12 protein-coding genes are annotated in these 12,486 nt (G+C 64.1%); 7 read left to right on the top strand and 5 right to left on the bottom strand.

The features are described from left to right. Positions 1-405 precede the first annotated feature (405 nt). Positions 406-1,857: an NCS1 family nucleobase:cation symporter-1 gene (locus ACVWZ8_RS18945; RefSeq protein ID WP_426979900.1), complete on the top strand. Its 1,452-nt coding sequence runs from the start codon at positions 406-408 to the stop codon at positions 1,855-1,857. Between the two features lie 236 nt (positions 1,858-2,093). On the opposite strand, the gene ACVWZ8_RS18940 is transcribed toward ACVWZ8_RS18945, so the two are convergent. From ACVWZ8_RS18940 to ACVWZ8_RS18925, 4 genes are read right to left on the bottom strand one after another with little or no spacing between them, the layout of a single operon-like run. Beyond that, entirely contained in the window at positions 2,094-2,561 is a 468-nt protein-coding gene (locus tag ACVWZ8_RS18940; RefSeq protein ID WP_456505475.1) for a dihydrofolate reductase family protein, read from the bottom strand. Then, complete coding sequence (locus tag ACVWZ8_RS18935; RefSeq protein ID WP_456505474.1) at positions 2,491-3,009, bottom strand: SRPBCC family protein; 519 nt, start codon at positions 3,007-3,009, stop codon at positions 2,491-2,493. The genes ACVWZ8_RS18940 and ACVWZ8_RS18935 overlap by 71 nt, the downstream gene beginning before the upstream one ends. Before the next feature lie 3 nt (positions 3,010-3,012). Continuing rightward, positions 3,013-3,474: an SRPBCC family protein gene (locus ACVWZ8_RS18930; protein WP_456505473.1), complete on the bottom strand. Its 462-nt coding sequence runs from the start codon at positions 3,472-3,474 to the stop codon at positions 3,013-3,015. A gap of 2 nt (positions 3,475-3,476) precedes the next feature. Then, the gene (locus tag ACVWZ8_RS18925; protein WP_426977793.1) at positions 3,477-3,839 is read right to left on the bottom strand and encodes an ArsR/SmtB family transcription factor; all 363 of its coding nucleotides are present in this window, start codon (positions 3,837-3,839) and stop codon (positions 3,477-3,479) included. 892 nt (positions 3,840-4,731) lie between these two features. On the opposite strand from ACVWZ8_RS18925, the gene ACVWZ8_RS18920 reads away from it, so the two are divergent. Genes ACVWZ8_RS18920 through ACVWZ8_RS18910 form a run of 3 tightly spaced genes read left to right on the top strand, consistent with a single transcriptional unit; the run spans position 4,732 to position 7,679 of the window. Continuing rightward, complete coding sequence (locus tag ACVWZ8_RS18920; protein ID WP_456505472.1) at positions 4,732-5,856, top strand: tyrosine-type recombinase/integrase; 1,125 nt, start codon at positions 4,732-4,734, stop codon at positions 5,854-5,856. Then, a complete protein-coding gene (locus ACVWZ8_RS18915) occupies positions 5,849-6,202 on the top strand; it encodes a helix-turn-helix domain-containing protein (protein ID WP_456505471.1) in 354 nt (117 codons plus the stop codon). Before ACVWZ8_RS18920 ends, ACVWZ8_RS18915 begins: the two co-directional genes overlap by 8 nt. Continuing rightward, on the top strand, positions 6,195-7,679 hold the full coding sequence (locus ACVWZ8_RS18910; RefSeq protein WP_456505470.1) for a Fis family transcriptional regulator: 1,485 nt from the start codon (positions 6,195-6,197) through the stop codon (positions 7,677-7,679). Before ACVWZ8_RS18915 ends, ACVWZ8_RS18910 begins: the two co-directional genes overlap by 8 nt. Before the next feature lie 569 nt (positions 7,680-8,248). On the opposite strand, the gene ACVWZ8_RS18905 is transcribed toward ACVWZ8_RS18910, so the two are convergent. Further along, positions 8,249-9,199 carry an IS1595 family transposase gene (locus ACVWZ8_RS18905; RefSeq protein ID WP_456505469.1) on the bottom strand — a complete coding sequence of 317 codons (951 nt, stop codon included), beginning with the start codon at positions 9,197-9,199 and terminating at the stop codon, positions 8,249-8,251. A gap of 167 nt (positions 9,200-9,366) precedes the next feature. Between ACVWZ8_RS18905 and ACVWZ8_RS18900 the strand changes: the two genes are divergently transcribed. The 3 genes from ACVWZ8_RS18900 to ACVWZ8_RS18890 are packed head-to-tail and all read left to right on the top strand — an operon-like array spanning position 9,367 to position 12,464. After that, a complete protein-coding gene (locus tag ACVWZ8_RS18900; protein ID WP_426977804.1) occupies positions 9,367-10,566 on the top strand; it encodes a type III polyketide synthase in 1,200 nt (399 codons plus the stop codon). A 52-nt stretch (positions 10,567-10,618) separates the two neighbouring features. Further along, the gene (locus tag ACVWZ8_RS18895) at positions 10,619-11,302 is read left to right on the top strand and encodes a class I SAM-dependent methyltransferase (RefSeq protein ID WP_426979904.1); all 684 of its coding nucleotides are present in this window, start codon (positions 10,619-10,621) and stop codon (positions 11,300-11,302) included. Further along, complete coding sequence (locus ACVWZ8_RS18890; protein WP_456505468.1) at positions 11,295-12,464, top strand: FAD-dependent oxidoreductase; 1,170 nt, start codon at positions 11,295-11,297, stop codon at positions 12,462-12,464. Before ACVWZ8_RS18895 ends, ACVWZ8_RS18890 begins: the two co-directional genes overlap by 8 nt. The last annotated feature ends 22 nt before the right edge of the window (positions 12,465-12,486 follow it).

Below are 12,486 nucleotides of genomic sequence, written 5' to 3'. Positions count from 1 at the left end.
AGGCTCATCCGGCGCGGGGAGAGTTGAGCGACCCCCGGGACAGCGAACGGCGCACTGCGAAGTCGAACCCCGCACGCCTGGAACTCTTGACTGTGACCTGCACCACAGCTACATTTGTTTCACGAAACGAAAGCTGTTTTCCGCAATGCGAAATTCAGCTTTCGTGAGCGCCACTCCGACAAGGTCGGCGTTCCCGCAGCGGCAGCACGGTTCCCGTCCAACACCAGCCCAAACCCGGGCAACGCTCTTTTCCGCCACACGGAGGTCTGCACCATGTCCCACCAGCACGGTCCCAGCTCGCGCGACGAGCACGGACATCCGCATCTGATTGACCCGGAGCCGTGGGGCACCGGTGACCCCGAGGTCGAGGAGATCGCCAGGGGAGGGCCAGCGGTCCCGGACCAAATGCCTGCGGGCGTGAGCCCCCGACTCTACAACGAGGACCTAGCGCCCACCATGCGCAAGGGCCGCACGTGGCACGCCTACAGCATCTTCACGCTCTGGGCGAACGACGTGCACTCGCTGGGTAACTACGTGTTCGCCATGGGACTGTTCGCCCTGGGACTGGGCGCCTGGCAGATCATGCTCGCCTTCCTGCTCGGCGCCGTCCTGCTGTTCCTGCTCCTGAACCTCTCCGGGTTCATGGGCGAGCGGACGGGTGTGCCGTTCCCGGTCATGAGCCGGATCGCGTTCGGCATCCGGGGCTCCAACATCCCCGCCATCGTCCGCGGCGCCGTGGCCGTGGCCTGGTTCGGCATCCAGACCTACCTGGCCTCGGTTGTGCTCCGGGTGCTCATCTTGGCCCTCGCGCCGTCCCTGGCGCCGCTCGATACGAACTCGTTCCTCGGACTCTCGACGCTGGGCTGGATCTCGTTCCTTGCGCTGTGGGCGGTGCAGACGGTGATCGTAAGCTTCGGCATGGAGATGATCCGCAAGTACGAGGCCTTCGCCGGCCCCATCATCCTGGTCACCATGCTCGCGCTGGCCGTCTGGATGTTGTTGGAGGCCGGCGGGTCCATCGCCTGGTCCACCGCCGATTCGCTGACCGGCACCGAGATGTGGGTGCGGATTTTCCAGTCCGCGGCGCTATGGGTGGTCGTCTACGGGACGTTCGTGCTGAACTTCTGCGACTTCACCCGGGGCGCGCCCTCAGAGCGGTCGGTGGTGCGCGGCAACTTCTTCGGCATCCCTATCAACATGCTATTCTTCGCCGCCATCGTCGTCGTCCTCTCCGGCGCCCGGTACAAGATCGACGGGACGGTCATCGAGTCGCCCACCGACGTCGTCAACGCCATCCCGAACACATTCCTGCTGGTGCTGGCCTGCCTGGCCCTGATCATCCTGACGGTGGCCGTGAATCTCATGGCCAACTTCGTGGCGCCCATCTACACGCTGGCCCATCTTTTTCCGCGGACCCTGGACTTCCGCAGGGCAGCCATCATCTCCGCGGCGATCGGCCTGGTGATCCTGCCGTGGAACCTGTACAACTCGCCCGTGGTCATCGTCTACTTCCTCGGCGGGCTGGGTGCCCTCCTGGGGCCGCTGTTCGGCGTGATCATGGCCGACTACTGGCTGGTCCGGAAGGGCAGGGTCAACATTCCGGACCTGTACTCGGAGTCCCCCGACGGGGAGTATGCGTACACCCGTGGCATCAACCGGAAGGCTGTCATCGCAGGTACACCGGCTGCGATCGTCGCCCTGGTGCTGGCTCTCGTCCCTGCGTTCACCTACATCTCCGGCTTCTCCTGGTTCGTCGGCGCGATCCTGGCCGCCGTCATCTACCTGCTGATCATGGACCGCCACGCGCCGTTTCTCGCCGTCGACGGCGAGGAGATCGCCGTCGCCCCCAGGCACTGACCGGCCCGACGATCTGCTGGCCGTCGCGGCTTTGGAGGTGGGCCCAGACATGGTGTCCTCTCATCTAAGGTGACCCACGAAAACCCCGGAATCTAGCGGATTTAGGCAACTAACCTGAGGCAGATTTCTTGCGTATTTATCACTTGAGTTGACTCAAACCGTCGAATCCGTCCGTCGGTTGGGTGCAAACGGCAGACTTACAGAGGCCGCGTCACCTTGTCCCGTTTGAGCAACGCTCAGGCGTGCGCCGGGACGTACGTTGCGAGAATCGCTCCCGTGGATGTTTGCTGGCTTTCGATGAGTCGCAGTGGCCTGGCCTGGCCGTCAGTGTGGAAGAGTCGCTTGCCGCTGCCGAGAAGTAGCGGGTCGATCATCAGCCGGAACTCATCGACCAGGTCCTCTTCGAGTAGGCTTTGCACGAGGTCAGGGCTCCCGATCACCAGCAGTTCGCCGTTCCCCGTTTGTTTCAAGGTGCGCACCGAAGTGCCGAGATCACCGCGCAGCAGGGTCGAGTTCCGCCACCCGAGTGGTTCGGCGAGAGTGGTAGAGGCCACGTACTTGGGACGTGAGTTCAGCGGTTGCGCTAGCGTCTGTTCCTCGGCGGATGCGTGTGGCCAGTGGGCGGCGAACACTTCATAAGTCCGGCGGCCGAGCAGGTAGCTGTCGGCCGTCGTCACGCTCGCGACGACGCGACTCGTCGACATATTGGGCGTGCCATCCGCCGTGTGCGAAACCGCCCTCGGTGTCTTCGTCTGGGTAGATGGGGGACTGGACGACGCCGTCGAGTGTCATCCATTCAGTCACGATCAGAGTGCGCATATTCGTCTCCTTCTTGTAGCGTGCCCACCAGCCGGCGTCAACGAGCGTGGCGAGCTTGTCGAGAACATCGGTCCAGCCTGGACCGACGTTGTCAGCGACGTCGGGCATCGCTGCGTAGAGGTCATCGAGGTGTTCTTGGACGAGCGTCAACGCTGTTGTGCCATCCCGTTCTTCGGTGAACGTGAGCGTGCGTCGCGAATCGAAGGTGGGGCCGTCGAGCCGATCCGGCCCGACGAAACCCCAGTTGAAAACGATTCGCGTATAGGGATCGAGCTCGAGGATCTCGCATTCGGATCCAGCTGCATCTCCTTTGCACGGTGATCTCAGCCGCATCCCTCACCGGGCGATCTGGGACTTTCCCAGGTAATCCCCCAGGGAAAAGAGCACCTCCTGCCATCCGTCGTAGAAATACCCATCGCCCTTGCTCCCGTCGACGCCGCGCAGATCGAATGTCATGCGCGTGCCTTCGTGAACCGGCTCGAGGGTGACGGTAATGACTGGAGTGTCATCCGGGTCGCCGTTCGGGTGGCCCCAGGTGAACACGAGGCGCTCGAACGGCGCGACTTCGCGGTATACACCGCCGGTGATTACCTTGTCGCCGGTGGCGTCGTTCACCATCGTGTACGTGTAGCGGCCACCCTCCCGTGCGTCGATTTCTACTTTTTCTCGAGGTGTGCTCGCTCCCCGTGGATGCCACCACTGCGCTGCGGAGTCTGGGTCGGTCCACGCCTTCCAGATCTCCTCGGGGGTCGCTTCGAACCTTCGGACGAGGGTGAAGCCCTTGGACGCGTCGATCATCGTTATTCTCCTTCGCTATGGTTGTCGGTCGCGCGGCCGTGTTCACGGCGGTTCCTGAGATGCTCGTCGAGCAGGTCGAACCGTTCAATCCAGTCAGCGCGCTGCTGTTCGATCCACGCGGCCGCCTCATCCAAGCTGGCAGTCGCGAGCGAGCAGTCGTTCCACTGCGCCCTCCGATCTCGTGCCACGAGCCCCGCCTTCTCGAGCACCGTCAGATGCTGAGAAACGGCGGGTCTGCTCATCGGATAGTGCACCGCCAGATCGCTCACGGTGAGGGGGCCGCTTCGAAGTCGCATTAGGATGTCGCGGCGCGTCGGATCCGCCAAAGCGGCGAACGCCGTACTGAGTCGGTCCTGCGCGACCATGTAAGCACCTTCTTACGTAAGCGATAACTTACACGCTAGATCGATGAGTGGGGCCTGTCAAGAGGCGGCCCGTTTTCGCGTAGCGGTCTGCCGACGCTGGATTCGGCGTAAGGCCCTTGGTTGCCTGGAAAGTTCTGATCTGCTGGCTTCACGCGGGTGTCCGGGCGGACGTCGAGCACAACAGCGGACCCGTCGCCACGGCGGACGGAATAATCCGGGACGTGCGAATCCCGGGGGAGCGGTGCAGGCCAGGCGATGCGGAAGGGCTGGGATGAGATACCGACAACGTCCGGGTCAAAGTCCATGCACATCAGGTGATCACGTTCGCACCAGGATTCGAACGTTGCGTTGCCCTTGAATGCTGCCGGCGAACGGATGGGCCGGACAAGCTCAAACGGAACCATCCGGCAATCCGCCAGGAAGGCGGTTATTGGGGCGCCGTTGACAGTGCTGCCCGGCAAGAGTGTCAGACGCCGCCGTCGAGCGTCCCATAGCCCGGAGTCTAGCCATCCCAGCGGCCAGGATGCGTCACCTAAAGTGAGGCACGCCGGGGCAAATGCTCCAACTAACTCGAGACAGACCGGCCGGATGCGTCACCTAAAGTGAGACGCGTCGGGCCATTGGTTCAACTAACTTGAGACAAGGCAGCATGATTCATCAGATGAGATACGCAGAGTACTACTTTACATAATGTTGATTATCGGCGTAGAAAGCACGGGAGTAGAAGCAGCTGCGAGAACTCCCGTTCCGTGACGAATTCGGCGTTTCCGCAGGTCAAGCTATTTTTCTGGGGCTGACTGCATTCGGACGCCGGTGCGTGAATTTGCCCTTGGTCGCTTGCCGCTGTAGGTTTCCTGCATCTAATGCATGTTTCCATGGTTTAGGGGTTGCAGTGAGTGGTGCCGTTCCGGGTTTCGTCCCGCGGATGCTGGTGGATCCGGGTGTCGGGCTTTTTAGAGCTGACGAGCGGGTTTTCACGGCCATGCTGGATGGCTGGCGTGCGCAGATGCTGGCCCGTGGGCTCACGACGCAGACCATCAAGCAGCGCTGCCAGCTGCTGGAACGGTTTCAGGAGTTCACGGGCGAATTTCCGTGGCAATGGCGTCCGGTGGACATTGAGGAATTCCTGGCCGGACTGCGCTCCGGTGAAAAGCCGATCAGCCTGAAGACGCTGCGCTCGTACAGCAATGCCGTGGCGATGTTCTGCTCCTACCTGACGCACCCTGGCTACGGTTGGGGTGAGTTCTGCGAACGCACGTTCGGCGATATTCCAAGCCAGATCTGCTTTGAATGGAACACGCCCAGGCACACGACCGATGACGCCGTCCCGGCAGCGCGGCGGGCGTTCACCAAGGCGGAACTGCAACGGATTTTCGATCACATCGACGATCTGGTTGACCGTGAGTACGCGGCCGGGAGCAAGCGCTGGCTGCCCCTGTTCCGTGATTCGGTGGCGTTCAAAGTCTGTTATGCCTATGGGCTTCGCCGGCGCGAGATGACGATGCTGGATCTGGAGGACTTCGGCCCGAATCCACACGTGAGTGAGTATGGCCGTTTCGGTGCCATCCAGGTGCGGTTCGCCAAAGGCACTGCAGGTTCAGGGCCCAGACGCCGCACCGTACTGACCGTGCCGGAATTCGACTGGGTCGTCGATCAGCTGAGGACCTGGACCTCCGGAGGAATGCGGGCAATGTTCCCCACGGCGGACCGGTCATCGGCTCTCTGGCCAAGCGAACGGGGCGCCCGGATGTCCCTTGGGTCTTTCGGGGATGCCTTCGCAGCTGCACGGGACGCCGTTGGGCTGCCCAAGGAACTGGGGCTGCACTGCCTCAGACATTCCTATGTGACCCACCTGATCGAAGCCGGCTACGACCCGGCATTCGTGCAGACACAGGTCGGCCACTCGTACGCCTCGACCACCGGCCTCTACACATCAGTATCGTCGGACTTCAAGCAGAAAACCGTGCAGCAGATGATCGCACGCCGCATCGCTACCCTGGAGGACCCAGATGCCTGAACAGCGCCGGATCGGCTACCGCTGGAACCTGCGTGCCCTCATGGCCAAACGCAACCTCTGGAAGACCACCGAACTGATGCCCCTTCTGAGGTCCCGCGGAATCAACCTCTCCGAGAGCCAGGTTTACAGGCTGGTCACGGCCACGCCGGAACGCATCCCTGCCAGAACGTTCGCAGCGCTCTGCGACATCCTGGACTGCACCCCGAACGACCTGTTCGAACCATTCATTGAGATGCGCGCCGCGGCAACAGCCAACGCACCCCAGCGCAGCGAAGACCTCGGAATCCAACCAGGGAACCCGATCGCCAAACGCATCCGCCTCGTCACACCCGAGGACGGTGAGTAGGCCACGCAAAGCAGAGGACCCCATCCGCTGGCCGGTCCCCTGCAACCGCTGCGGCCAGCACCACCAAACCGTCGCACGATGGCCCGACGGCGGAGTCTGCGGCTACTGCTACCAACAAGCCAAACGCACCCGCGGCACCTGCGCCTGCGGACACGAAGGCGTCCTCCCCGGCCTCATCGACAGCCAACCCGCGTGCCGTCGATGCTCAGGCATCCGACTCAACATCGACTGCCGGACCTGCGGAGCCGAGGACGAACTTCACAGCGGCGGCCGCTGCTGGACCTGCGTCCTCGGAACTGTCGTAGATGACCTGCTCACCGACCCGGCCACGGGATCCGTCGCCAACGATCTGATCCCGCTTGCGGCGGCGCTGAAGTCGATGAAACGGGCCAACAGCGGCCTGACCTGGATCCGCCAAAAGCACGTCACCGCGTTCCTCCGAAACCTCGCGGTCGCACCAAAAATCACGCACGAAACCTTCGACGAACTTCCCGACTCACGCACCCGCGAGTACGTCCGCGGCCTCCTTACCGAACACGGGGTGCTCCCCCAACGCGACGAACTCCGAACGCGCTACGACAGCTGGGCCGCACAAGCCCTCGAACGCGTGAGGGATCCTCAGAACCTTGACGTGATCCGCCGCTACATCCGCTGGCACCATCAACGACGGATGAACCACATGGACGAAGTCGCCCGCGGCACCTTCCTACGCGCCAAACAGGAAGTCACCGTGGCCATCGATCTGCTCAACTGGCTCACTGCGCATGACATCAAACTGCCCGAGCTGCAGCAATCCCACCTCGACGTATGGCAAGCCGAAGGGCCCACAACCCGGCGCATCGCCGAGCGCTTCCTCAAATGGGCCATCAAGACCAAAGCCGCCCCAGCCGGTCTCATCATCGTTCCGCACCACCGCGGCACCAGCCCAAGACTCGCCAAGCCCGGACAGGACGAAGCGCTCAAACGAGTCATCCACGAAGACGGACTCGAGGCACGTGACAGGGCCGCCGCGATCCTCATCCTCGTCTTCGGACAACAGGCTGAAAAAATCGCACAACTAACCTGGAACGACGTGACCATCACCGAACAACTGGTCACCATCCAGCTCGGGACCACCCAGATCGCACTGCCGGATCCACTGGACAAGCCCTGGCGCGAACTCGCCGCAAACCCAATGCACGACCTGACCGCCTCACATCCCAATACCAAGTGGGTATTCCGCGGAGCCTCTCCCGGGCGTCACATCCACCCCGGACATCTCACAACACGCCTCAGCAAGCTCTTCAGCACCCGTGCCGCGCGGCTCGGAACCCTCCACGAACTCACCAAACTCGCACCCGTGGCCATCATCGCCGAAACCCTCGGCTACTCCCCCACAACCATCGAACGCCACGCCACCGACTCAGCCGCGGCCTACGCTCAATACATTGCAGCGGCGAAAATGTCGCTTGGCAGATTTGAGAGCGCCCACCGCTAACGGCATTGGCGGCTTATGGCGCCCCAGACAGACAGTTGCGCATGTGTCTTACTGCCTGCTGTGGTCCCTTGGCTCCCGCCTGCTCCGTCGCCATACTCTGGCCATATTCACGGCCAGCACCAGCGACACGAGCCCGGATATTAGAAGAAGAACCGTGATCCCAGCGCCACCCGCATACGTCGCTGCAATGATGAACAGGATGAGAGCGGACGCAGCAAAAACCACGCCAAGTGCAGGAATGAGCCATGGGGGCGTCCCAGGCGGAATAACAGGATGACCGATGCCGGAATCTTTCTGCGCCATCACGGATCTACCTTTCGCCCCAAAAGAAAGTGCGCCCAGGCCCTTACGGGCCACATGAAGCGCCCCGACATGCTGCCAGTGCATAAGGATGCGACGTCCGGTCAACGCTCTACCCGAATCTCGCCATGAACTTCTCCAAGTCCTCTTCCGACAATCATCAGCGACTCTCCAGTCCCGACGCTAAGCCCACTTCGTGAAATCAGCAACGGAGGCCCAACTCCCGTCTCACGAATATCCGTGCATGCCAGTTTGGGTATCCGGTTAGCTCAGGTTGTGCTGTTCGATCCCGGACCGTGGGCGACGATTTGGCGATAGGTGGCTGGCGCCTGCTGTGCGCCGAGACCGAGCAGGGATTGGAAGGCCGCCATGGGTGTGCTGCGCCGGTTGTAGCGGAACGTGAACTCGTCGAGGTACACCTGCAGGTGTTCATTGCCCACGGAGCGGTGGGTTCCCCGCAGCCATGTCTTGAAGTTGCTGATGGCGCGGTGCACGCGGGGAAGGACAGGGTCGGGGTCGCCGGCTCTTTTGGCGGCCCGCTGGGATCGCGGGCGGTGGTCGTAGCCTTTGTTCCTCAACGGGACGTACCCCATCCAGCCGTCGGTGTGCACGATGGCGCCGGGAGCCACAGTGTCTGTCACGAAAGTGCCCAAGGTGTCGCCGGACGCGTTGGGGATCACCTTCCTCCGGACGCGTCCGGAGCCCTGACCACGCACCTCCACCGCCACGACTATCTGCGCGGCCCGGGCCGTGAGATTTCTGCCGCCGCGCCGGCCCACCTCCGGGCCGCCGACTTCGCATTCGTCCACCTCTACCTCGCCGGTCAGCAGGGTGCGTTCGGGGTTGACCATGGCGCGGCGCAGTTTGTGGAGCATGGTCCAGGCCGTCTCGTAGCGGCTGAGTCCGAGCTGGCGCTGCAGCTGCCTGGCCGAGATCCCCGGAGTTCCCGTCGTCATCAGGTAGGCCGCCCAGAACCACAAATGCAGTGCAGTGTGGGTCTTGTGGAGCACGGTACCGGCTGTCAGCGAAACCTGGTAACGGCATGCGGCGCATTCCCACAGCCCCCGCGCCGCCACGGGCCAGGCGGACTCCCCCTTGCACCGGGGACACGAATAGCCATCCGGCCAGCGGCACTCAAACAGATAGCCCAGGCAAGCCTGCTCGTCGCCGAATCTCGCCTGGAACTCCAGAATCGTCTTCGGAAAGTCCGGTCTCGACATTTACGCAGTCTACCTGAGCTAACCGGATACCCACTATCGGCGTTATGGGAGCGTGCGCGGGCGGGGCTGGACAACCGGGGCGGATCCTGATGGTCCGATGCGGATTGTCCCGGCCTTTGCCTCGGCGATTCCATTGTCTTAAGCGCTGGCCTCACTGAGAATGAACCATGACGGTCTACCTGAGGTCCCTGGAAACTGCTGTTCCGCCAACTGTCCTGATCCAAACCGAAGCCCGCGACGTGTTTGCGGCCCAGCCCGGGCTGACCCGACTCGGCACCCGGCTTGTCAGCACCTGTTTTGACTCGGCAGCCATTGACACCCGGTATACGGCCGTTGCGGAAATGACCCTCGACAGCCGGGCGGAGAATCCCCGGTTTTTTGATTCCGCCACCGGCCTGCTCCTCAGTCCCAGCACCAAGGTGCGGAACGATATTTTCGCTACCGAGGCCACGAAACTCTTTGTTGAGGCGGCGCAAAAGGCCCTGGACGCCTGCCCGGGAATAGATCTACTTGACATAACTCACCTGGTCACGGTTTCCTGCACCGGATTCTTCAACCCAGGTCCCGACTACAAGATCGTCCGCGCCCTCGGGCTGAACCCGGCCGTGCAGCGGTACCACCTCGGCTTCATGGGCTGCTACGCGGCGTTTCCCGCGCTGCGGGCCGCCAAGTCCTTCTGCGAGGCGGCCCCGGACGCCGTGGTGCTCGTGGTCTGCGCGGAACTTTGCTCACTCCATGTCCGGACATCCAACGATCCGGACACCATCATGGGATCTGCCCTGTTTGCCGACGGTGCGGCTGCGGCAATCGTCAGCGCGCGGGACATCCCCGGCGAAGCTCCGCTCCTGCAGCTGGACCACTTCGAAACGGTCCTGACGCCCGTCGGTGAGGAATCCATGGCCTGGAACATCGGCGACGAAGGGTTCGAGATGGTCCTCGGCAACTACGTCCCGCACATCATCGACGACCACATCATCGGCGCCCTGGAACCGCTGCTGTCCCGGGAGAGTTCCCTGCTCGGACTCCCCTACCGCGACATCCGGCACTGGGCCATCCACCCCGGCGGCCGCAGCATCCTGGACAAGGTGCAGTCCCGGCTGGACCTCAGCGACGAGCAGCTGGTGCCGGCCCGTGAAACGCTCCGGAACTTCGGCAATATGAGCAGCGCGACGGTGCTGTTCGTGATCAAGCACATCCTGGATCTTCCGGCCGAAGACGGCGACGGGCGGATTTGTTCAATGGCGTTCGGGCCCGGGCTGACGGTGGAGACGGCGCTGTTCACGAAGCTCCGCGACCACCGCTCGGCGGAGTCCTGCCGGCCGGAGCGAAGCGCCGCCTCCGCGCAGCCGGAATCCGCGCTGGCCTGAGGGGCGCCACGTGCAGCTCCTGCGGGAACGTGCGGCTGACGCCGTCGAGGAAATGGATCTGCCCGGCTGCGACCCGGCACGGCTGGACCGCACCTACGCGCAGTTCGCGCTGGTCAACCGGGCCGTCTCCGGCTGGCGGGACATCTACCTGCGCCAACTCAGGCCACGGCTCCGTGCCGGCTCGGCCACCACGCTGCTGGACATCGGCTGCGGCGGCGGCGACGTGCCGGTGATGCTGTCCCGCTGGGCCACCCGGGACGGCCTCAGACTCGAGATCACCGCCATTGACCCGGATCCGCGCGCCAGCCGATTCGCCATGGAACGGCACCGGACCGCCCGCGTGACGTTCCGGCAGGCGACGGCATCCGGACTGGCCCGCGAGGGCTGCAGCTATGACTTTGTTGTGTCCAATCACGTGCTCCACCATCTGGCCGCAGACGAGCTGCCCGATTTCCTGGCAGAGTCGGCGAAGCTGTGCCACGGACAGGTGATCCACAACGACCTTCGCCGCAGCGCCCTCGCCTATGCGCTGTTCTTTGCCGGCTCCTGGCCCTTCACCGGCTCCTACATCCGGAAGGACGGCCTGACCTCCATCCGGCGGAGCTATACCGCGGCGGAGCTGCGCGCCGCCGCTCCCCCGGGCTGGAACGTGGCCCGCCACTCCCCCTACCGGAATCTGCTGATCCTCGAGAAAAACGCCGACACCAGCACCGACAAAGGCGCCGCGGGTGGCTGAGGTCCTGATCGTCGGCGCCGGGCCGGTGGGATTGTTCATGGCCGCCCTGCTGCTGCAAAGCGGCGTGCGGGTCCGGGTGCTCGAACAGCGAACGGAGCGGGACCAGCACTCCCGGGCCATCGGCATCCATCCCCCGGCGCTGGACGTGCTGCGGCGGATCGGCGTCGCGCAGGAGCTGGTGGCACAGGGGGTCCCGATCCGTCGCGGCATCGCCCTAGGCGGCGGCCGGCAACTCGCCCAGATGAGCTTTGCCGGCGTGTCGTACAGATTCCCTTTCGTCCTGTCCCTGCCGCAGAGCCGTACCGAGGCTGTCCTCGAACAGCGCGTCAGGGAGCTCGATCCCGGCGCCCTGCACCGCGGTGTCCGGCTCACCGGCCTGCACGACGACGGCGGACGGGTCGGGGTGGAGGGCAGCTCACCCGCCGGTCCGGTGCGGCATTCGGCGGCCCTCGTGATCGCCGCCGACGGCGTCCGCTCTGCGGTGCGGACCCTGCAGGGAACGGCCGTGAGGGCCAAGCACTATCCCGACAGCTACCTGATGGGCGACTTTGCCGACAGCACATGCTTCGGCCCGGATGCGGCCCTCTTCCTGGCCCCGGAGGGGATCGTCGAGTCCTTTCCCCTGCCCGGCGGGCTGCGCCGCTGGGTCATCCGGCTGGACCGTACGATGCCCGCCTGGAACCCCGAAACGAACCCCGGACCTAACAACCTGCCTGGCGCCTGCTGGCTGGCGGAGCAGGTCCGGGAACGGACAGGCATCGACGTCGACGCCGGCAGCAACAGCATGCTCAGCAGCTTCGGAGTGCGGTCCAGGCTGGCCCGCCGGATGGTGACCGGCCGGACGGTGCTGATCGGCGATGCCGCCCATGAGGTCAGCCCCATCGGAGGCCAGGGCATGAACCTGGGCTGGCTCGACGCGGTGGCGCTGGCCCCGCTCGTGCTCGCCGCCCTGCAGGGTGACGGCGTGGGAGCGCAGCTGCGCAGTTTCGAACGGAGCCGGATGACGGCAGCAGCCAGGGCGGTACGGCAGTCCGAGCTCAACATGGCGCTGGGCAGGCCCTTCGGCGGCGGACTCCTCAACATCCGCAGTTACGCCATCGCGGCGGCCGCCGCCGTTCCTGCCGTGAATTCGTTTGTGGCCCGCCGGTTCACGATGCAGTGAGCAGGGAGGGCGCGGTCAGGGG

The organism is Arthrobacter sp. UYCu723, assembly GCF_054059215.1.
The sequence above is the reverse complement of the archived record's forward strand: the minus strand, read 5'-3'. Positions and strand labels throughout refer to the sequence as shown.